The sequence below is a fragment of the Hoeflea sp. BAL378 genome, assembly GCF_000759435.1.
GTDB lineage: Bacteria > Pseudomonadota > Alphaproteobacteria > Rhizobiales > Rhizobiaceae > Hoeflea.
This window is the reverse complement of sequence record NZ_JRJG01000002.1, coordinates 62,415-82,626: the sequence shown is the minus strand read 5'-3', so window position 1 is coordinate 82,626 and position 20,212 is coordinate 62,415. Positions and strand designations below refer to the sequence as shown.

The 20,212-nt window shown below is 65.5% G+C and carries 18 protein-coding genes; 13 read left to right on the top strand and 5 right to left on the bottom strand.

Going from position 1 to position 20,212, the window contains the following annotated elements; all coding sequences use genetic code 11:
• The coding region (locus LL06_RS01080; RefSeq protein ID WP_035521155.1) for an indolepyruvate ferredoxin oxidoreductase family protein at positions 1–3,083 on the bottom strand (3,083 nt) is incomplete at its 3' end.
• A gap of 124 nt (positions 3,084–3,207) precedes the next feature.
• Here LL06_RS01080 and LL06_RS01075 point away from each other — a divergent pair.
• Both LL06_RS01075 and LL06_RS01070 read left to right on the top strand, forming a co-directional pair.
• The gene (locus tag LL06_RS01075) at positions 3,208–3,678 is read left to right on the top strand and encodes an Lrp/AsnC family transcriptional regulator (protein WP_035521153.1); all 471 of its coding nucleotides are present in this window, start codon (positions 3,208–3,210) and stop codon (positions 3,676–3,678) included.
• Between the two features lie 230 nt (positions 3,679–3,908).
• Complete coding sequence (locus LL06_RS01070) at positions 3,909–4,814, top strand: LysR substrate-binding domain-containing protein (protein ID WP_035521151.1); 906 nt, start codon at positions 3,909–3,911, stop codon at positions 4,812–4,814.
• Positions 4,815–4,818: 4 nt separating this feature from the next.
• Here LL06_RS01070 and LL06_RS01065 read toward each other — a convergent pair whose 3' ends face one another.
• Together LL06_RS01065 and hemB are read right to left on the bottom strand one after the other, a co-directional pair.
• Positions 4,819–5,289, bottom strand: coding sequence for an RDD family protein (locus tag LL06_RS01065; RefSeq protein WP_052161079.1), 471 nt, complete (start codon positions 5,287–5,289; stop codon positions 4,819–4,821).
• A gap of 412 nt (positions 5,290–5,701) precedes the next feature.
• Positions 5,702–6,754, bottom strand: a complete 1,053-nt coding sequence (gene hemB / locus LL06_RS01060; RefSeq protein ID WP_052161078.1) for a porphobilinogen synthase — start codon at positions 6,752–6,754, stop codon at positions 5,702–5,704.
• A gap of 223 nt (positions 6,755–6,977) precedes the next feature.
• On the opposite strand from hemB, the gene LL06_RS01055 reads away from it, so the two are divergent.
• The 11 genes from LL06_RS01055 (at position 6,978) to LL06_RS01005 (ending at position 17,903) form a co-directional block, all read left to right on the top strand.
• On the top strand, positions 6,978–7,940 hold the full coding sequence (locus LL06_RS01055; RefSeq protein ID WP_035521149.1) for a LuxR C-terminal-related transcriptional regulator: 963 nt from the start codon (positions 6,978–6,980) through the stop codon (positions 7,938–7,940).
• A 126-nt stretch (positions 7,941–8,066) separates the two neighbouring features.
• Entirely contained in the window at positions 8,067–9,050 is a 984-nt protein-coding gene (locus LL06_RS01050; RefSeq protein WP_035521147.1) for an MBL fold metallo-hydrolase, read from the top strand.
• Positions 9,051–9,237: 187 nt separating this feature from the next.
• Positions 9,238–9,684 (top strand): DUF6163 family protein, encoded by a 447-nt coding sequence (locus tag LL06_RS01045; RefSeq protein ID WP_035521145.1) that lies wholly within the window; start codon positions 9,238–9,240, stop codon positions 9,682–9,684.
• Between the two features lie 125 nt (positions 9,685–9,809).
• Positions 9,810–10,334, top strand: a complete 525-nt coding sequence (locus LL06_RS01040) for a MarR family winged helix-turn-helix transcriptional regulator (protein ID WP_035521143.1) — start codon at positions 9,810–9,812, stop codon at positions 10,332–10,334.
• Positions 10,335–10,770: 436 nt separating this feature from the next.
• Positions 10,771–12,042, top strand: coding sequence for a L,D-transpeptidase family protein (locus LL06_RS01035; RefSeq protein WP_052161077.1), 1,272 nt, complete (start codon positions 10,771–10,773; stop codon positions 12,040–12,042).
• 155 nt (positions 12,043–12,197) lie between these two features.
• The gene (locus LL06_RS01030) at positions 12,198–13,781 is read left to right on the top strand and encodes a hypothetical protein (protein WP_152599442.1); all 1,584 of its coding nucleotides are present in this window, start codon (positions 12,198–12,200) and stop codon (positions 13,779–13,781) included.
• A gap of 3 nt (positions 13,782–13,784) precedes the next feature.
• Entirely contained in the window at positions 13,785–14,174 is a 390-nt protein-coding gene (locus LL06_RS01025) for a hypothetical protein (protein WP_035521139.1), read from the top strand.
• A gap of 198 nt (positions 14,175–14,372) precedes the next feature.
• Positions 14,373–15,686 carry a serine hydroxymethyltransferase gene (glyA, locus tag LL06_RS01020; protein ID WP_035521137.1) on the top strand — a complete coding sequence of 438 codons (1,314 nt, stop codon included), beginning with the start codon at positions 14,373–14,375 and terminating at the stop codon, positions 15,684–15,686.
• Between the two features lie 5 nt (positions 15,687–15,691).
• On the top strand, positions 15,692–16,174 hold the full coding sequence (gene nrdR / locus LL06_RS01015; RefSeq protein WP_035521135.1) for a transcriptional regulator NrdR: 483 nt from the start codon (positions 15,692–15,694) through the stop codon (positions 16,172–16,174).
• 4 nt (positions 16,175–16,178) lie between these two features.
• Positions 16,179–17,282, top strand: coding sequence for a bifunctional diaminohydroxyphosphoribosylaminopyrimidine deaminase/5-amino-6-(5-phosphoribosylamino)uracil reductase RibD (gene ribD / locus LL06_RS01010; RefSeq protein WP_035521134.1), 1,104 nt, complete (start codon positions 16,179–16,181; stop codon positions 17,280–17,282).
• Between the two features lie 3 nt (positions 17,283–17,285).
• The gene (locus LL06_RS01005) at positions 17,286–17,903 is read left to right on the top strand and encodes a riboflavin synthase (protein ID WP_035521133.1); all 618 of its coding nucleotides are present in this window, start codon (positions 17,286–17,288) and stop codon (positions 17,901–17,903) included.
• Here LL06_RS01005 and LL06_RS01000 read toward each other — a convergent pair.
• Together LL06_RS01000 and LL06_RS00995 are read right to left on the bottom strand one after the other, a co-directional pair.
• A complete protein-coding gene (locus LL06_RS01000) occupies positions 17,900–19,306 on the bottom strand; it encodes an O-antigen ligase (RefSeq protein ID WP_035521132.1) in 1,407 nt (468 codons plus the stop codon). The two genes, LL06_RS01005 and LL06_RS01000, sit on opposite strands and share 4 nt — an antisense overlap.
• A 145-nt stretch (positions 19,307–19,451) precedes the next feature.
• Complete coding sequence (locus LL06_RS00995; RefSeq protein ID WP_035521131.1) at positions 19,452–20,165, bottom strand: DUF2161 family putative PD-(D/E)XK-type phosphodiesterase; 714 nt, start codon at positions 20,163–20,165, stop codon at positions 19,452–19,454.
• Positions 20,166–20,212 lie beyond the last annotated feature (47 nt).

Genomic DNA, 20,212 nt, shown 5'->3' with positions numbered 1-20,212 from the left:
GGCGGGGCGAGGTGGTGGACGATTCGGAACTCGCCCTCGAACCGGTCGGAGAGGCTTTTGGCAAAGGCCTTGTCGCCGTGCAGGCGCGCGACTTCATACTCGTCCTTGTAGGACATCAGCTTGAACAGCGACCGGGCGGCGGCCGAGGCCAGCAGATCGCGGTGCGCGGACGGCATCTTCTCGGCAAAGGCGGCGATGCCGGTCCGGTAGCGCTCCGCCCAGGCGGCATTCTGGTAGCTTGTCAGAAACTCAGCCCGCCGCGCGACGATGTCCGCGAGCGAGGTGGCGATGTCGGTCCTTGGCGAGAGATGGGGCGCGAGGATCTGCGCGTCCGCCGCCATCAGCCGTCCGAGCGCAAAGGCGCGCTTGTTGGCGTCGACGGCGACATTGTTGAGCTCGACCGCCCGCATCAAGGGCTCGAACGAGACCGGCACCAGCCCGCGCTGCCAGGCAAAGCCCAGCATCATCACATTGGCGAAGACCGCGTCGCCGAACAGCGCCTCGGAGGCGGCGTTGGCGTCGAAGGCCGCGACATTGTCCGCGCCGACGGCCGCCTCGATGGAGGATCTGCGGCCGTCGATTTTGAGGTCGGCGTCGCGCCGGAGTACCAGATCGCCGGTGGGCATCGGAGCCAGGTTCAGCGCCAGCCTTGTGCCGCGCCGGTAGGTGCCCGACGCCTTGGGCGAGGAGGAGACGACGACGTCGCAGCCGATCACGGCGTCGGCGGCGCCCGTATCGATGCGCACCTGGTTGATCTGATCGGGATCGGCGCCGACCCGCACGAAGCTCAGCACCGCGCCGAATTTCTGGGCAAAGCCGGTGAAATCCAGGAGGCTCACGCCCTTGCCCTCGAGATGCGCCGCCATCGAGATCAGCGCGCCGACCGTCACCACGCCGGTGCCGCCGACGCCGGTGACGAGCAGGTTGAACGGCCGTTCGAGCGGCGGCAGAGCGGGCAGGGGGACAGACGACATCAGCGCGTTCATGTCGAGGTCGGCCGGCTCGGGCTTGCGCCGCTCGCCGCCCTCGACGGTGACGAAGCTCGGGCAGAAGCCGCCGAGGCAGGAGAAATCCTTGTTGCAGTTGGACTGGTTGATCTGCCGCTTGCGGCCGAACTCGGTCTCTTTCGGCTCGATGCTGAGGCAGTTGGACTCTGTCGAACAGTCGCCGCAGCCCTCGCAGACGAGCTCGTTGATGACGACGAAGCGCTTCGGGTCGGTCATCTCGCCGCGCTTGCGGCGGCGGCGCTTCTCGGTGGCGCAGGCCTGCTCGTAGATCAGCACCGACACGCCCTCGACCTCGCGCATTTCCCGCTGCACCGCATCCATCTCGGCACGCGCGTGGATCGTGGTCCCGCGCGGCAAATCGGCGACACTGAACTTGTCGGGATCGTCGGAGACGAGGGCGATCCGCTCCACACCCTCGGCCCGGCAGATATGGGCGATGGCCTGAACGCTGACCGGCCCGTCGACCGGCTGGCCGCCGGTCATGGCGACCGCGTCGTTGTAGAGGATCTTGTAGGTGATGTTGGCCTTGGCCGCGATCGCCTGGCGGATCGCCATCGAGCCCGAATGATACCAGGTGCCTTCGCCGAGATTCTGGAAGATGTGGCCCTTGCCGGTGAAGCGCGAGGAGGCCGCCCAGTTGACGCCTTCGCCGCCCATCTGGATCAGCGACGAGGTCTCCCGATCCATCCAGCTCGCCATGAAATGACAGCCGATCCCGGCGAGCGCCTTCGAGCCTTCCGGCACCTTGGTCGAGGTGTTGTGCGGGCAGCCCGAGCAGAAATAGGGGGTGCGGGTGGCGCCCGGATCGGACAGCGCGATCGGCGGTTCGGCCCCGATCTCGGCGGCGCGGGCGGCAAACTCGGTGCCGCCGAAGACGCCGTCGAGCCGCCTGGCGATCAGCGGCGCCAGGTGCCGGGGCGAGAGCTCCCCGGTCCAGGGGATCAGCCGGCGGCCGGTCTCGTCGTTCTTGCCGACCATGCGCTGCGGCTTGTCGCCCGGCCAGTCGTAGAAATACTCCTTGAACTGGCTTTCGATGATGCCGCGCTTTTCCTCGACCACCACCACCTCGCGCTTGCCGCGGACGAAATCGAGCGCCGCCCGCCGCGCCAAGGGCCAGACCATGCCGACCTTGTAGATGTCGATGCCGAGCGCCCGACAGCGCGCCTCGTCGAGCCCCAGCAGCATGAGTGCTTCCATCAGGTCGAGATGCGCCTTGCCGGTGGTGACGAAGCCGAAGCGGGCGTCCTTGATGCCGTAGATCGCCCGGTCGATCGGGTTGGCTTCGGCGAAGGCCAGCACCGCGTGCTTCTTGGCCTCCATCCGCTCCTCGATCTGCGGTCCCGGCAGGTCGGGCCAGCGGTAGTGCAGGCCGGTTGCGGGGATGTCGAAATCGGGCGTCGTGAACGCGCGGTCGGGCTTGAGCAGGAAGGAGCTCGCGCCCTCGACCGTCTCGGAGATCGCCTTGAAGCCGACCCACATGCCGGAATAGCGCGACAGCGCGTAGCCGTATTCGCCGAACTCGAGATATTCGGCGACGCTCGCCGGATTGAGGGTCGGCATGAACCAGGCCATGAAGGCCACGTCCGACTGGTGCGGCATCGACGAGGAGACGCAGCCATGGTCGTCGCCCGCCACCACCAGCACGCCCCCGTGCGGCGATGAGCCATAGGCGTTGCCGTGCTTGAGCGCGTCGCCGGAGCGGTCGACGCCGGGGCCCTTGCCGTACCAGAGCCCGAAGACGCCGTCGACGGTGCGCTCAGGGTTGGTCTCCACCTGCTGCGAGCCCAGTACCGCGGTGGCGGCCAGGTCCTCGTTGACCGCCGGCAGGAACTCGATGTTGCCTTTCGCCAGCCGCGCCTTCTGCCGCCACAGCTCCATGTCGAGACCGCCGAGCGGCGAGCCGCGATAGCCCGAGACGAAGCCGCCGGTGTTCAGCCCCGCCGCGCGGTCGCGCCGGGCCTGGTCGAACAGCACCCGCACCAAGGCCTGGGTGCCGGTCATGAACACCCGGCCGGTTGCGAGCGCATAGCGGTCGGACAGGGCATAGGTCGATGTCGGGGGCGTGTGGGCGGTCATCGGGAATCCTCCTGCCGCAATGATAGCACTGGCGCGCTGACAGGACTTGCCAGAATGACCGCATGAGAGCACAGATGTGGACAGGTCTGCCGGAAAGAATGAAGTCTTCGAAAGGAGCTACCATATGGCCGAAAAATTCGACCTCCAGCCCGCCGATCGGCCCCTGCTCGAGGCGCTGCAGCAGGACGGCCGCATCTCCAACCAGGATCTGGCAGAGCGCGCGGCCATGTCGGCCTCGGCCTGCTGGCGGCGCGTCCGGGCGCTGGAGGAGGGCGGCGTCATCACCCGCTACACGGCGATCATCGATCCCGAGAAGGTCGGCCTGTCGTTCCACGCCATGGTCCATGTCGGGCTGTCGCGCCACCAGGCGCACCATGTCGAGAATTTCATCCGGTCGGTGACGGCCCGGCCGGAAGTGCTCGACTGCTTCGCCACCACCGGCGACGCCGACTATCATTTGCGCGTCCGCTGCCGCGACCTCGCAGCCTACAACGCCTTCCTCGAGGACTTCCTGTTCGCGCTCGAGGGCGTGTCGACCGTCAGGACCAACCTGATTCTCAGGCAGTTGAAGCACGAGACGCGGGTGGAGGTGTGAGGGAAGGGGCCGAGTAGATCGCGCCCCGTCATTGGGTGCGCCTCCTGCGCTGCGCCGGATCGCAGGTCGGATCCGGGGGCCTGTGCTGGAATGTGGCGATGAGAATGGCCTCGCGCAGGATCTCGAAAATGGTCATCATGGCGTGTTCTCCTTTGCCCCCACAAGGCGCTGCTTGCGGGCCTTTGACAAACGAGCTATTGGATGGGGTTAATTGACTTGAGGTTATGCGAATGAAGCGCGGCCGCCTGCCATTGACCGCCTTGCGCAGCTTCGAAGCCGCGGGACGCCTGGAAAGCGTCACGCTGGCGGCCGAGGAGCTGTTCGTGAGCCAGGCGGCAGTCAGCCGCCAGATCCGCGAGCTCGAGGCTATGCTCGGCCACCCGCTGTTCGAGCGCCAGCACCGCAAGATCAAACTGACCGCCGAAGGGGCCGATCTGCTTGCCGTCCTCACAAGCGCCTTCGACGCCATCGGCGACAGCCTCGACGCGATGTCGGAGCGGCGCTCGGCAGGCGAAGTGAGAATCAGCGCCGAACCCTCCTTCGCGACCGGATGGCTGGTCCATGCCCTCGCCGAGTTCCGCGACCTTCATCCGGAGATCGACGTCACCGTCGACTCGAGCGAGAAGCTCACCGAGTTCCGCTCGGGCGAGGCGGACATCGCCATCCGCTTCAGCCGCGAACACTCCGCCTGGCCGCGAACCGAGGCCAGGTGGCTCTATGATGTGGAGATGATCCCGGTGGCGGCGCCGGCCTTGTTCGAGGCTGGCGGCCTGCCGTCAGGCCCGGCCGATCTGAGCCGCTACAGCCTGTTGCACGAGGACAACCGGGCGGTCTGGGACATGTGGTTCTCGCAGGCGGGAGCCGAGCCGGGCCTGGTCCGGCGCGGACCGGTGTTCGCCGATGGCGGCTTGGTGCGGCAGGCGGCGCTCGGGGGACAGGGCGTCGGCCTGGTCGACACGAGGATGGTCGCTGACGATCTCCGCAAAGGCGCGCTGATCCGCCTGTTTGCGCAGTCGATCAGCTACGGCAGCTATTTCTTGGTGGCGCGGGATTTTTCAAGATTGCCGGCGCCCGCGCGGGCCTTTGCGGCATGGATCGAAGCGAAATTTGCAGGAGGCGCTCCGGAGGCGGGTTGAGCCGCTACCCCCGCACCACCACCGTCCCCAAGAGCCAGTCATGCACCGTCTGCTTGCGGTCGAGCACCAGCGTGGCGAGCAGGATGAAGGGGGTCAGCACCGCGTTCAGCGCCCAGAACAGCACGCCGTGGACGATGGCCAGCATGAAATCCACCGGGCGGCCGTCGAGGCGGGCGACGCGGATGCCCATCATCCGCATGCCGGGCGTGGCCTGGTTCGGCCCGCCCATCGACAGGCCGATATAGGGGATGGCGACCAGCAGGAACAGGATCGGGTAGAGGAAGAAGCCGAGCCCCAGCGTGAAGATGCCGATGAAGAAGATCAGCACCGCCACGGGCACGCACAGCGCCAGCACGATGGCATAGTCGATGAAGAACGCCAGCACGCGCTTGGTGCGCACGCCGTCATAGAGCGCGATATCGTCATAGGCGCCCATCGGCTGCTCGCGTGCATCTTCGGAATAGGGCTGGCTCATCGGTCTCTCCTGGCGTCTCGCGGACAGTTACGCCGCGTCGGGAAAGATGTAGGAAGCCGGGAGCCGCAGTTAAAGGGTTTGGCGCTGGATTGCGTCTGTTTTGGCAGGGTATTGGCCAGGTTTGACAGGCGCTGACCGCGCCGAAGTCCAATTGGTGTTGCCTCCAGACATCTCTCCGCTGCCCGCATCTCTCCCCCCGTCATCCCGGACTTGATCCGGGATCCAGCAGGCGAGCGTCCGCGAGCCGGAGGACTCATTCGTACTCAGATTTGACGGCGTGGCCTACAGAGTCTCTCACCGCGCCGACGCGCGGTGGCTGGACCCCGGATCAAGTCCGGGGCGACGGAGCCTGAGACATCGCCATTCATTCATCGGACTGCGCGATGACAGCTGTGCTGATCCATTCTGTGGCTCACCCCCCGCCCTTGGCGATAAGCCTTGCCGCCTCGGGGGCGAAATAGGTGAGGATGCCGTCGCAGCCGGCGCGTTTGAAGGCGAGCAGCTTTTCCATCATGATCCGCTCGCCGTCGATGTAGCCGGCGGCGGCGCCGGCCTTGATCATCGAATATTCGCCCGACACCTGGTAGGCGAAGGTGGGCAGGCCGTAGGTGTCCTTGAGCGCCCGGCAGATGTCGAGATAGGGCAGGCCGGGCTTGACCATCAGCATGTCGGCGCCTTCCTCGACGTCGAGGCCCGCATCGCGGATCGCCTCCATGGCGTTGGACGGATCGAGGTAATAGGTGCGCTTGTCGCCCTTCAAGAGCCCCGAGGTGCCGATCGCCTCGCGGTAGGGCCCGTAGCAGGCCGAGGCGAACTTGGTGGCGTAGGACATGATCGAGACATTGTGGTGCCCGGCCGCGTTCAGCGCCCGGCGGATCGCGCCGATGCGGCCGTCCATCATGTCGGACGGCGAGATGATGTCGGCGCCGGCGTCGGCCTGGTGCACGGCGGCGGCGGCGATCGCGCGCACCGTCTCGTCATTGACGATCTCGCCGTCGCGCAGGATGCCGTCATGGCCGTGATCGGTGAACGGGTCGAGCGCCACGTCGGTGATGACGCCAATATTGGACACCGCTTGCTTGATGGCGCGGGTCGCCTGGTTGATCAGGTTCTCGGGATCGAGCGCATGCGAGCCGGTCTGGTCGCGCTTTTCCATCTCCACATTGGGAAAGGTGGCGAGCGCCGGAATGCCGAGATCGGCCGCCATCCTGGCCGCCTCCACCGCCTTGTCGACGCTCATCCGGTTGACGCCGGGCATGGCGTCGATCGGCTCGCTGACATTGGTGCCGGGAACGAGGAAGATCGGCCAGATCAGGTCATCCACCGTGAGCCTTGTCTCGCGCACCAGCCGTCGCGACCAGTCGGCCACGCGGGTGCGCCGCATGCGCCGGTGCGCGGTGATTTCATCGATATCCGAGGCCGCCGCCGCCTTCAGGCCCGCCTCGGTGTCTTTCTTCCTGACCATGTACTCCATCCTTCGACCCTGGGTCCTGCAAGACCCCGCTTGCGCCGCGTCCAGCTATAAACGCGTCGCCGCCGGCCCGGTCAAGGCTGCAGCAGCCGGTCGGACATTTCGACACGGGGATGGCGACATCATTGCCGGCAAACTGGCATTTCGCAATTGCCGGTTCCCGTGCAATTCTTCCGGTGCAAAGGGAGGATCAGTTTCCGTCGGAAAGGAGATCGTCATGCCAACGGTCAAACCTGACATTGCGCCCGCCACCCTTGAAAAATGGCAGGGGGTCGTCAACCTCATTGCCGAACTCGCCGATGTGCCCGCAACGCTGATCATGAACACCGTCGGCAAGAGACATGCGGTCTTCGTCTCCAGCGAAGGCGACGGCAATCCCTATGCCCCGGGCCGCACCTACACGCTTCACGAGAAGCTCTACTGCTTCGGCGTGCTGCAGAAAGACGGCGAGCTGATCGTCGAGGAAGCCGCTTGCGACCCGCGCTGGGCCGACAACGAGGACCTGGAGCACCAGATGAGCTTCTATGTCGGACTGCCGCTGAAGTGGCCCGACGGCGAGATTTTCGGCACCATCTGCATGCTCGACCGCCGCCGCAACACGAGAGCGCTGAGGTTTCGCAAGGGGCTTGCGGAGTTCTGCCGCGTGGTCGAGGACGACCTGGCGCTGCTGATGGAGATCGAAACCCGCAGGCGCGCCGAGCGCCTCCTGCAGGAGGCGCTGGAAAACACCGAGCGCGAGGTGGTCGCCCGCACCCGCGAGCTCAAGGAAGCCAACACCGCGCTCAAGGTGGTCATCAGCAATGTCGAGGCGGCGAAAGCCGAATCCGAGGCCGCCGTTATGGCCCGGATCAAAACCCTTGTGCTGCCGCATGTGAGCAAGCTCAAGCATTTGGAGCTCGGACGCGAGCCGCAGTCCTCCTACATCGATCTCATCGAGACGAGTCTCGGCTCGATCACCCAGGCGCTCTCCAATCCGATGTCGAGAACCCTGGACCGGTTGACGCCGACCGAGGTCGAGATCGTGCAACTGGTGCTGATGGGCCGCTCGACCAAGGAGATCGCGCGCACGCTGTCGCGCGGCGAAAGCACCGTGGATTTCCACCGCAACAACATCCGCCGCAAGCTCGGCCTCAACAACCGCGCCCAGAACCTGCGCCAGCATCTCGCCTCGCTCGTCTGAGCGTGCGGCGATAGGGGGATTTCCCCCCTATTTCCCCCGCATTCTTCTGGGGCTGCAAAGCCCGCCCTTCCGCCTAGCATCGGATGAGCCGCACCAGATGCGGCGTCAAAAAAGGGAACAGCTCAGATGCAGAAATCAGATCTCTCGCCCACCTTGATTCGCGGGGACACGGACCAGATGGCCCCGGGTCTCTCCCGCCGGTCCTTCTTCATGGCCGCAGGCGCGGCCGGCGTCGGCACCGCGGCCCTGTTGCTTGATCCGCGCGAGGCGCGGGCCCAGTCGACCGATTGGACCCAGCCCGGCAACAACAATCATGTCATCGACCTGCAGGCGGCGGAGAGCTTCGCCGACGGCGCCGTCAGCATCGACTATTACGGCCATTGCGCCCTCAAGATCACCTCGCCCGGCGGCGCCTCGATCCTGTTCGATCCGTGGCGCGACGATCCCTCCGGTGCCTGGGGCCTCTGGTTCAAGTCCAAATTCCCCGAAACGGCGGTCGACATCACCATGTCCACCCACACCCATTTCGACCACGATGCGATCGACCGGCCGGTCTCGACCATGGTGCTTGACCGGATGGTGGGAAATTTCGAATTCGCGGATCTGAAGATCACCGGTTTCGCCGACAAGCATGCCTGCCTGGCGCCGGGCTGGTACAAATGGACCGATGCGCTGGCCGAATTCGGCGCCGAGGCATGCCCGCCCAACAATGTCGGCCACATGGACATGGTCACCTATCTCGTCGAGACCGGCGGCGTGCGCACCCTGATCTGGGGCGACAACCGGCCAGACCCGGGTCCCGGCTTCTGGGAGTCGGTCGGTCGCGTCGATGTCCTCACGTTGCCGGTCGACGGCTCGCAGCACATCCTGTCCTACGACCAGGGCAATGCGATTATCGAGCAGCTCAAGCCCAAGGTGATCATCCCGACGCATTACCTCAACGAGACCACCACCTACACGCTCTCCACGCTGCAGACCGCCGACGAATGGGTCAAGGGGCAGAAAAGCTTCAAGCTGCTCGACAGCGCCAGCCTCTCGCTGGCGGCCGCCGATATCGCCGGCATGGATCGGGAGTTCCTGTATTTCGGCTCGAACACGCTTACGGCATAGCCCCTCCGCGGGGCGGTGGAGATCCCGTTCGCGGGGTTGTCCGGCAGGGGAGGGCACGGTCAGCCTGGTTCCACCCCTGCCGGCCGCTCGCCCGCCTGCGGGGTTGCCCCTGACGACAGATTGGCTATGACTGGGGCCGAAGAAGGCTGGCCGCGAGGCGCGGGCCTGGTCAACCGAGGCATCAACGATGGCGATACTGCAGATCGGAACCGCACCCGAGGCCGGCACCGGCGCGCTGGAGGGAAGCTTCCGGCTGTTCATGCGGCTGGTGGCGGTGAGCTGCCTCGTCGCCGGCCTGCAGTATTGGGGGCGGCTGATCGGCTATTCCGATGGCGGCATGTCGCGCTTCGACCTGCTGCCGAATTACTGGCAGTTCGCCTCATCCGCGCTGGCGGTGCTGCTTCCGGTGGCGGCCGTGGGCCTGTGGATGCAGGTGTCCTGGGGACCGGTGATCTGGGTCGTCGCGGCCGGCTCCGAGATCATCATGCACAAGGGGTTTCCGCTGTGGTACGGCGAGCGCCCGGTGCTGGTCATCGCCCATGTCGTGGTGATCTCGGTCTATGTCGGCTTTCGCCTGGCGCTGTTCATCAAGCGGCGGCAGGATGCCAAGGTGGTAAGGACTGATTCACTGTGATCGGCGGTGGCGCGAAGGTAACACGCTGTTAAGCTTGCATTTTAAGTAGAGTTTTAGACGTATTCGATAGGGTCTGTCTCAAGGCGGGAACAATAGCCGCCACCACAAACAGTGAGGCAGTCATCATGTCATTTACAAACACCGCGCTTGCATCGGCACGAAAGCCAGCCCCCGCAAACGACGAGTCCGAGGGCCTGCGCGACCTCTATCTGGAATCGCTGCAGCTTGTCGAACGGCTTCACCGCCGCCTGCTCGACGTCATCAAGGACGAGTTCGACCGCGCCAACCGCACCGATATCAACGCCATCCAGGCATTGCTCCTGTTCAACATCGGCAATTCCGAGCTGACCGCGGGCGAACTGCGCAGCCGCGGCTATTATCTCGGCTCCAACGTCTCCTACAATCTCAAGAAGCTGGTCGACCTCGGCTACATCAACCACCAGCGCTCGCGGGTCGACCGCCGCGCGGTGCGCATCAGCCTGACCGAGCACGGCACAGAGATCGCCGAAACGGTGGCTGCGCTCTATGACCGGCACATCAATTCGATCGCCAAGGTCGGCGGCATCGGCGCCAGCGAGTTCGAGGAGTTGAACAAGCTGATGCAGCGCCTTGACCGGTTCTGGAACGACCAGATCCTCTACCGCCTGTAGGACCTCCGGCAGGCAACGCATGAAAAAGGCGGCGGGCCATGGCCCGGCCGCCTTTTCCGCTTCAAAACGGGACGGGCGGCTCCGGCTCTTCGTCCGGCCCTGCCTGGTGGCCTCCGCACCGGGGCAGGGGACCCGGGATCGAGTCCGTACAACAGCCCGACCGGAAACCGGCGCGAGACCGGGTTCGCGGCGCCGATCCAGAAGGCCGTCGCTGGCGGCGGACCATGAATTAGCCATATTGCCGTGAAAGCGAGTATGGTAAGCACAAGGCTCGCGGCAAGGAGCGGATCCGTGAGGTCGCTCCGGCGTCGAATGCTCGCGCGAAAGTGTCGCGTCAGCCTTGAAGGACCGGACTTGGTCCCAATATCTTAACGGTGGGCGTGGTATTCGATCTGGCCAGTCCCAACGTCGGAACAGAATGCATGGTGGATTACGCATGACAAAGCCAACCGGACTAGACAGAGTTACCCGCCGCCACTTCATGGCCCGGGCCGCTGGCGTGGCGGCTGCGGCGATCGTGGCCGGACCGGCCTTCGCGCAGACGACCATCGAGGCGATCATCTCGTCTCCGCAGCGCGGCGCCTGGGACGACCAGTTCGATGCGCAGAGCTCCCGCTCGGTGGCGCAGACGGCGACGCGGCATCCGATTGCCAGCGCCGATACGATCGGCTTCGTCGAGCGCGCGATTTTCGACTACCAGAATCTGGTGGCCCGCGGCGGCTGGCCGTTCGTGCCGGCGACCAAGAAACTGCGCATGGGCGTGTCCGAACCCGAGGTGCAGTTGCTGCGCCAGCGGCTGATCGCGTCGGGTGATCTGGACCGCGCGGCGGGACTGTCCAACGAATTCGATTCCTATGTCGACGGCGCCGTGAAGAAATTCCAGGCCCGCCACGGCCTGCCGCCGGATGGCGTGCTCGGCAGCTATTCCTACCAGGCGCTCAATGTGTCGGCCGATGTCCGGCTCGGCCAGCTCGAAACCAACCTGGTGCGGCTGCGCTCGATGTCGGGTTTCCTGGGCGACCGCTACGTGATGGTCAACATTCCCGCGGCCCAGATCGAGGCCGTGGAGAACGGCTCCGTCGTGCTGCGCCACACGGCCATCGTCGGCAAGATCGACCGCCAGACGCCGATCCTCAATTCCAAGATCCACGAGATCATCCTCAATCCCTACTGGACCTCGCCGCGCTCGATCATCGAGAAGGACATCGTGCCGCTGATGCGCAAGGATCCGACCTATCTGGCGCGCAACAACATCCGCCTGTTCGACGGCCAGGGCAATGAAGTGGCGCCCGAGATGGTCGACTGGAACGCCGAGAAGGCGCCGGAACTGATGTTCCGCCAGGATCCGGGCAAGGGCAACGCCATGTCGTCCACCAAGATCAATTTCCACAACCCGCATGCGGTCTACATGCACGATACGCCGCAGCAGGGCGTCTTCAACCAGTTGATGCGGTTCGAATCATCGGGCTGCGTTCGCGTCCAGAACGTGCGCGATCTCAACACCTGGCTGCTGCGCGACACGCCGGGCTGGGATCGCCAGACCATGGAAGCCACCATCGCCTCGCGCGAGAACACCGTGATCACCTTGACCGAGCCGGTGCCGGTGTATTTCACCTATTTCACCGCCTGGGCCTCGGAAGACGGCGTCGTGCAGTTCCGCGACGATGTCTACCAGCGCGACGGCGTGGACGAACTGGCGCTGCGCTGAGCCGCGCCGCCGTCAAACGACGGCTGACCGTACCCGCCTGATTCTCAGTCTCGCAATCGACCGCGGATAACTGCCCCGAGAGGGCGGTTATCCGTGCTTGACAGCATCATGCCTATCCCCGATGTTCGTTGGACGTATGCGTTCAGGGGGCTAACGTGTATTCAACACCCAGTATATTTATGAGTGTGCTTTTTTCACTCATCAATCTTTTCGTTTTGCTTGTTCTGGCAAGTTTGTTTTTCCGGATAGGTCTATTCCTTCTGCGCATTATCCTGCGTCGGCGGGAGTTTCGTGAAACTCTGCAGCCGGCTGGAGATCCCACTCGGTTTGCGCTGGCTTCGCTTTGGCTCGAGGGGGGGCGTTTCCGCCGGAGCGTGCTCGATCTCGACCGCGAATTGTGTCGTGCCCGAGCGCCGGAAATCGGCATCGATGTTGAGCTGGTCGTGTCCGCGTGCCGGAAGATTGATGCTTTCTGCACCCGAAGAAATGCGATCATCCTGCTCGCCCTGTTTCTTGCTGTGCCTGTGCTGATGACCGGAGGCTCGGTCCTTGGCCTGACGATGCTGTCGTCGCAGGTTCCGACGCTCGCTTTCGTTTCGTCAGTGGCGTTCCTGGCTCTCTGCGGATTCACGCTTTGGTCAATCTGGCGGGATGATTTCGTCCATGCACGCGAGTTTTCCCGCGAGCGCTTCGACAGGGATGAAGCGCGGCTGAAATATGTCGTCTCCGGCGCGGAGGGCATCGAGAGTTTTCCGCCTGGCGGGAACATCATTTGCTTTGGCTCCACGAACCCTTTTGTCGGATTCGGGTCCCCTGCCGGGGCCTGGCAGATGGCGACCAGCCTCGGTCCGGCTGGCGATGAAACGCCGCAGCCGCTCACCAGTGAGAGCCTGCACGAGGCGATTGCCCGGTCGGTGAAGACCGTTGGTGTGAAGAACCTGACCGCCAAGGACTTCGTGTTCATGAACGGCACCGAAGTGGCGCATGTTGCGAAGCAGGAAAATCTTCGAAAGGCCTTCCTGCCGGACCCCTTCGGCCGGCCGCGCACAGCCATTGCGGCGCAAGGGATCCACTACTTTCGCGCCAATCCCGATGATCGCGTGCGGCCCTATGCATGTTTTTCCATTGCCAACTGGGGCATGGAAGTCGTCACCAACTGTTTCGTCAGGGCGCTCGTGGAAGGCAATTCGGCATCCATCGAGATGGTGACGACCGTGCTTCTCCCTGTCGACCGGTCCTATCGCAAGATTGATGAACTATCCCGTCCCGGAAAACTCGGAGCCGTTCTCTGGTTTCTGCAAGTCTTGCCGAGAGTTCCCTTGTATTGGCTGGACGCCATCTATTCGATCGCCGTCTTCATCCGGCAGCGGATAAAGGACGGTTTCAAGCTTGACCAGTTCCGCACTCACCGGGAAATCCGATTGAACCCCGCCTACAATTACGGCGCGACCGATACGATTCGCGGCATGATTTCGAGCGACAGTCCGCATTTCTACTTTCAGCGCGCGGATATTCGGCGGGCGCGCGAGGTCATGGGAAAAGCCGTGCTCGAGGCCGTGATTGGCGCAATGCGCGACGCCGGCTATTCGACACGAGACTTCGAACTGCAAGCGCCGATGCTGATCGACAATTCAATTTACGTGAGCGCGGGGGGAGATCTGGACATATCCGGTGCAATCGGTCGTGGCGCGAGCGTGATGCGCCAAACTGCGGCAACCATCACGGAGAAACTACGGTAAGCCATGGCGAGCGATAACAGGATAACGATCAGCGGCGGCAGGGACGTCAGCATTTCCGGAGCCGTAGGGACGAATGCGAGCGTGCGCCGAACCGTGGCGCTGGGCGATGGCGCGGTCGAAGCGCTGGCGGGTCAATTCCGCCTTATCGAAGGGGAGATCGCCAAGGAAGCGACGCGCGGCCACCTTCCCGACCATGTTAAGACCAAGCTTATCGATGAGCTTGGCCAGATTGGAAACGTGATGGTCGACGGTGCCCAGGAGCCGGAGGTTCTCAAGGGCAGGTTGGTCAGCTTCATTGATAAGGTGAATTTCTGTTGCACGACGGCGGAATCAGTTTCCCTGATCACGAAGGCGATTACCAGTGCCGCGGCGCTGGTGGGGCTTGCCCTGTAGGCCCCTTCGACTCTCCCTTTCCGTTGGCGCGCCGCAATGACGCAATCGGGACGGCGGATATTGCCCTCGCCATGCGACATGGGTAAATAACCGCATCCGCTCCGCCACGCTGCGGACCGGATTCGCGCCGTCCTGCGGAGCGCCGCCGGACCCGCGCAGGTGCTTCGTCAGACCCGAGCCATACAAGGAACCTGGAACATGTCCAACGCGACTTCCGCCGCCCGCTTCGCGGACGCCTTCTTCAATCGGCCCCTGGCTGACGCCGATCCGGAAATCTTTGGCTCGATCGAGAGTGAACTGGGCCGCCAGCGCCACGAGATCGAACTGATCGCCTCGGAGAACATCGTCTCCCGCGCCGTGCTGGAGGCACAGGGCTCGATCATGACCAACAAATATGCCGAGGGCTATCCGGGCAAGCGCTATTACGGCGGCTGCCAGTTCGTCGACATCGCCGAGGAACTCGCCATCGAGCGCGCCAAGAAGCTGTTCGGCTGCAACTTCGCCAATGTCCAGCCCAATTCCGGCAGCCAGATGAACCAGGCCGTGTTCCTGGCGCTTCTGCAGCCCGGCGACACCTTCATGGGCCTGGACCTGAATTCGGGCGGACACCTGACGCACGGCTCGCCGGTCAACATGAGCGGCAAATGGTTCAACGTCGTCTCCTACGGCGTGCGCGAGGACGACAATCTGCTCGACATGGACGCCATCGAGAAGCAGGCCCACGAGACCCGGCCCAAGCTCATCCTCGCCGGCGGCACCGCCTATTCGCGCATCTGGGACTGGAAGCGCTTCCGCGAGATCGCCGACAGCGTCGGCGCCTGGCTGATGGTCGACATGGCTCATATCGCCGGCCTCGTCGCCGGCGGCGTGCACCCGTCGCCGGTGCCGCACGCCCATGTGGTGACCACCACCACCCACAAGTCGCTGCGCGGCCCGCGCGGCGGCATGATTCTCACCAATGACGAGGCGATGGCCAAGAAGATCAACTCGGCCGTCTTCCCCGGCCTGCAGGGAGGTCCGCTGATGCATGTCATCGCCGCCAAGGCGGTGGCCTTCGGCGAGGCGCTGACGCCCGAATTCAAGGCCTATGCCCAGGCCGTGGCCGACAACGCCAAGACGCTGGCCGCGAGCCTCAAGGCCACCGGCCTCGACATCGTCTCCGGCGGCACCGACAACCACCTGATGCTGGTCGACCTTCGTCCCAAGAACGCCACCGGCAAGAAGGCCGAGGCCGCCCTCGGCCGCGCCAACATCACCTGCAACAAGAACGGCATCCCGTTCGACCCGGAAAAGCCCTTCGTGACCTCCGGGATCCGGCTCGGAACGCCCGCCGGCACCACCCGCGGCTTCGGCGCCAGCGAGTTCACCGAGATCGGCAACCTGATCGCCGAAGTGCTCGACGGCCTGAAAGCCGCCAATTCGGAAGAGGGCAACGCCGCGGTCGAAGCTGCGGTGAAGAAGAAGGTGGTGGCGCTCACCGACCGGTTCCCGCTCTACCCGTATCTGGGATAGGGCAGATGAGGTGTCCCTATTGCGGTTCCGAAGACAGCCAGGTGAAGGATTCGCGGCCGGCCGAGGATGGCGCCGCGATTCGCCGCCGCCGCGTCTGTCCTGATTGCGGCGGCCGCTTCACCACCTTCGAGCGGGTCCAGTTGCGCGACCTGCAGGTGCTGAAGAAGACCGGCCGGCGGGTGCCGTTCGATCGCGACAAGCTGGCCAAGTCGTTTCAGATCGCGCTGCGCAAGCGGCCGATCGATCCCGAGCGCATCGACCGCGCGGTGTCGGGCATTGTCCGGCGGCTGGAAAGCTCGGGCGAAAGCGAAATCGCCACCGACGAGATCGGCCTGCTGGTGCTCGAGGCGCTCAAGGCGCTCGATGATGTCGGCTTCGTCCGCTATGCCTCGGTCTACCGGGATTTCTCCGGGCCCGAGGATTTCGAGCGCACCATCGCCGAACTCACCGCGCGGATTGCCGGCGACACCACCGTCGGAGATCTCTGACACCATGGCGGTGAGCGCGCTCGACCGTCGGTACATGGCGGCGGCGATCCGCCTTGCCCGCTGGCATGAGGGCCGCACCGGCTCCAATCCTTCCGTGGCGACGCTGATCGTGCGCGACATCGACGGCGCGCCGGCTATCGTCGGCCGCGGCGTCACCGCCATCGGCGGCCGCCCGCATGCCGAGCCGCAGGCGCTGGCCCAGGCGGGCGAACTCGCCCGCGGCGCCACGGCTTACGTCACGCTCGAGCCCTGCGCCCATCATGGCCGCACCCCGCCCTGCGCCGACGCGCTGGTCTCGGCCGGCGTCTCCCGCGTCGTCGCGGCCGCCACCGACCCCGACGAGCGCGTCTCCGGGCGCGGCTATGCGATCCTGCGCGCCGCCGGCATCGAGGTGGAGACCGGCGTGCTCGCGGCCGAGGCGGAATATGGCCTCGCCGGATATCTCACCCGCCGGACCCGGAACCGGGTTCACGTGACGCTGAAGCTCGCGGTCTCCGCCAATGGCAAGATCGGCCGGCGCGACGGCGCGCAGGTGCCGATCACAGGCGAGATCACGCGCCGCCAGGTCCATGCCCTGCGCGCCCTGTCCGATGTCATTCTCGTCGGCGTCGGCACCGCGATCAACGACGATCCGGAGCTGACCTGCCGGCTTCCGGGCCTTGAGGACCGCTCGCCGGCCCGCCTGGTGCTCGACACCGGGTTGAGGCTCCCAATCACTTCGCGCCTGGCGCTGTCGGCCCGCACTGTTCCCCTGTGGATCGCCACAGCGGCCGCGCAGGATCATCCGGCCCGCGCCGCGCTGGCCGCCGTCGGCGCGGAGTTCATCGCCTCCGACGCCCATGACGGCCGCCTGGCGCTGCCCGAACTGCTCGAGGACCTGGCGGCGCGCGGCCTCTCCACGGTCCTGGTCGAGGGCGGCGCCGAGGTTGCGCGCGCCTTTCTCGACGAGGATCTGGTCGACCGCATCGTCCTGTTCACGGGCGAGGGGACGATCGAGGGCGAGGCGGTTGACGCACCGGTCACGCCAGCGACCATGCCCGGGACTTTCCGTCCGGTGCTCGCCATGACATACGGTCCCGACCGGATGGATGAATACGAAAGGGCCTGAGACATGTTTACCGGCATCATCACCGATATCGGCCGCGTCGCCGCCGTTACTGCGCGCGACCAGGGCGTGGCGCTGCGCATCGAGACGGCCTACGACCCCGCCGGCATCGAGATCGGCGCCTCGATCGCCTGTTCCGGCGTCTGCCTGACGGTGACCGCGCTTCCCGGCCATGGCGACAATGCCCGCTGGTTCGAGGTCGAGGCCTGGGAGGAGGCGCTCCGGCTCACCACCATCGGCGCCTGGGCGGTGGGGACGCCGGTCAACCTTGAACGCTCGCTGAAGATCGGCGACGAGCTGGGCGGACACATGGTCTCCGGCCATGTCGATGGCCAGGCGGAGATCGTCGCCATCAGGGACGAGGGCGAGGCCCGCCGCTTCACGCTACGCGCGCCCGAGGCGCTGGCGCGGTTCATCGCCCCCAAGGGATCGGTGGCGCTGGACGGCACGTCGCTCACCGTCAACGCGGTCGACGGCACGGACTTCGATGTGCTGCTGATCCGCCACTCGCTCGCCGTCACCACCTGGGGCGCGCGGGCTCTGGGCGACCATGTCAATCTCGAGGTCGACCAGATGGCGCGCTACGCCGCGCGGCTCGCGGGCTACGACGCCGGACGGCCCTAGGCGGCCAGGGGCCGGCCGGGCGGCCCGCCCGGGGCGGTCGTGCCGGCATTGATGTCGAACCGCGCCAGCAGATGCAGCCCGAACACGGCGAAGATGTGCATCAGCCAGATCGGATCGTTGCGGGCCAGGAAGAACGTCTCGAGAAACGACAGCAGGCCCATGAACACAATGATCATGAAGAACATGTCGGCGAGCTTGCGGTTGCCCGGATTGCGCCGCGCCCGGGCGTAGTTGACCATCGGCGCGACAAACAGCACCCAGACCAGCACGCCGCCGCCCACTAGGCCCAGGTTGAGCACCATGTCGAGGTAGTTGTTGTGGCCGTGGATGATGTAGCGGTAGTCCCACGCCGCCTCGAACGGCTTGTCGAGCCCGAGCACGTTGCCGGTGCTCCAGAAATTGTAGAGGCCGAAGCCCAGCCACGGCTTTTCCGGGATCTTCGACAGGCTGAACTCCCACAATGTGGTGCGGCCGGTATAGGTCTGGTCGCCCAGGAAATCGAGGACCAGGTAGGAAATCCGCGGATGCGACAGCGAGCCGAGCGTGAACAGATAGGCCGCTGCAAGCGCCATCAGGTTGATGAGAATGGCCGCCGCCGTCCGCCCGAAGACACTCGCCGACAGGACGATCAGCACGGCGATCGGAAACAGGCCGCTGGTGGTCTTCGACCCCGTCTGGACCACGAACAGCGCGCCGGCGGCAAAGATGACCGCTCCGATCAGCCGCTGGCCCGACCGCATCAGGTAGATGCCGAAGATGGCGATGACGCACATCACCGGGCCGGCGATGTTCTTGTGGCTGAAATGGCCGCGCCACAGCCCGGAATGCTGCGGCTCGTAGGCGTCGTAGCCATGGGTGGCGAGGTTCGGAAAGACGATCAGGCCGCCATAGGACAAGGCCAGCGTCGCCAGCGTGGCGATGATCAGGGCGGTGCGGAAGTCCCTTTCGCCCCGCGGCAGTACGATCGACGAGAAGGCGATCAGCATGCCGATGGCGGTCAGCACCACCGCCCGGAACACCGGCGCCGGGGCGGGCGAGACGGCGATGTTGTAGGCAAGCACCAGCGCCAGCAGCAGGAAGCCCGGCGTGAGCAGGCTGAGCAGCACCTTGCGGTTCGTCAGGCACAGCATTGAGACCGCAAAGACCAGTCCCGCCGCCAGAAAGCCGAACTGGTTGATCGCACTGCCTTCGCTTACGCCGGATTCGCTGATCATGCTGGTGCCGACGAAGGGCTGCAGCGAAATCAGCATCAATGCCAGGCCGAGCGCCGACAGCAGGATCGCCGCGCCGCGGATGATGCCCTGCGACAGGATGTCCGGGCGGGCGAGCTCCAGGCTCGATTGCAGCGGCGACCACGCGAAACGGCCCGGTGATCCGGAGACGGAGGATGATGGCTGGCGCATGCCGGGGCCCCGGGCGAGAGGTGTCAGGCGGCGAGCATCGGCAATTATGGTTAATCAACGGTAAAGATCGGCGCACTCCGCCGCCAGCGCCCGCATTTGCCGCGCCTTGCGCGGGCGGGGAGGAATGCTCGCGGCGCCGGGCCGGTCAGGCGGGATCGCCGGAAACCGGCGGCGCGGCGCCGGCATCCGGGTCGCCCAGCAGCGCCAGCGCCTCGGCGCCCTTGGGACACAGCGCGTAGATGCCGGGCGCGACGCGTTCGAACCAGCCATAGTGATTGTCGGCCATCAGCGCCCGGGCCTTCTCGACGCCCGAGAGTTTCGACACCTGCGCCGCCTTGGTCGGTCCGAGCTCGAAAAGGATGCGGGCGCAGCGCAGCGCGTCCTGGCGGTAGGCGGTCATCAGGCCGCGCCGCGTCGCCCCGCCGGAATTGGGATCGCCGGTGCGCTTCAGGAACTCGCGCAGGAGCCTCGTCTTGCGGATCGGCGATTTGCGCGGCTTGTACGGGGCAGGGTCGGCGTGCACCTCCACCAGCCCGTCCTTGAGCCGCACCGTCATCAGGCCCAGCCCCAGCCGCCGGCACAGCGCGGTGTTGGCTGAGATCGCCCTCTGGAAGATCCGTCCTGCGCCGCGCGGCACGGCGATGTAGACCGCGTCGGTGATCGCCTGCCGCTCGATGCCCTGGTGAAACAGCGACAGAGAAAACCCGGTCTTGAGCTCCACCACCACGGGATCGTCGCCGTCGCGGACCGCGACGATGTCGGCCGCGCCGATCTCGCCCTTGACCGTGTAGCCCTGGCTTTCCAGCAGCGCCTTGACGGGCGGATAGAGGTCGGTTTCCTTGGGCCTGGATGTGCTCATGGCAGCGTGTGTAACGGAGTCGCGCCCGGGCGAAAAGCGGGGCGCTA

Coding starts and splice junctions, on each gene's coding strand:
- LL06_RS01075 (WP_035521153.1), top strand. CDS start 3,208: ATGGCCGAAAAATTCGACCTCCAGCCCGCCGATCGGCCCCTGCTCGAG.
- LL06_RS01070 (WP_035521151.1), top strand. CDS start 3,909: ATGAAGCGCGGCCGCCTGCCATTGACCGCCTTGCGCAGCTTCGAAGCC.
- LL06_RS01065 (WP_052161079.1), bottom strand. CDS start 5,289: ATGAGCCAGCCCTATTCCGAAGATGCACGCGAGCAGCCGATGGGCGCC.
- hemB (WP_052161078.1), bottom strand. CDS start 6,754: ATGGTCAGGAAGAAAGACACCGAGGCGGGCCTGAAGGCGGCGGCGGCC.
- LL06_RS01055 (WP_035521149.1), top strand. CDS start 6,978: ATGCCAACGGTCAAACCTGACATTGCGCCCGCCACCCTTGAAAAATGG.
- LL06_RS01050 (WP_035521147.1), top strand. CDS start 8,067: ATGCAGAAATCAGATCTCTCGCCCACCTTGATTCGCGGGGACACGGAC.
- LL06_RS01045 (WP_035521145.1), top strand. CDS start 9,238: ATGGCGATACTGCAGATCGGAACCGCACCCGAGGCCGGCACCGGCGCG.
- LL06_RS01040 (WP_035521143.1), top strand. CDS start 9,810: ATGTCATTTACAAACACCGCGCTTGCATCGGCACGAAAGCCAGCCCCC.
- LL06_RS01035 (WP_052161077.1), top strand. CDS start 10,771: ATGACAAAGCCAACCGGACTAGACAGAGTTACCCGCCGCCACTTCATG.
- LL06_RS01025 (WP_035521139.1), top strand. CDS start 13,785: ATGGCGAGCGATAACAGGATAACGATCAGCGGCGGCAGGGACGTCAGC.
- glyA (WP_035521137.1), top strand. CDS start 14,373: ATGTCCAACGCGACTTCCGCCGCCCGCTTCGCGGACGCCTTCTTCAAT.
- nrdR (WP_035521135.1), top strand. CDS start 15,692: ATGAGGTGTCCCTATTGCGGTTCCGAAGACAGCCAGGTGAAGGATTCG.
- ribD (WP_035521134.1), top strand. CDS start 16,179: ATGGCGGTGAGCGCGCTCGACCGTCGGTACATGGCGGCGGCGATCCGC.
- LL06_RS01005 (WP_035521133.1), top strand. CDS start 17,286: ATGTTTACCGGCATCATCACCGATATCGGCCGCGTCGCCGCCGTTACT.
- LL06_RS01000 (WP_035521132.1), bottom strand. CDS start 19,306: ATGCGCCAGCCATCATCCTCCGTCTCCGGATCACCGGGCCGTTTCGCG.
- LL06_RS00995 (WP_035521131.1), bottom strand. CDS start 20,165: ATGAGCACATCCAGGCCCAAGGAAACCGACCTCTATCCGCCCGTCAAG.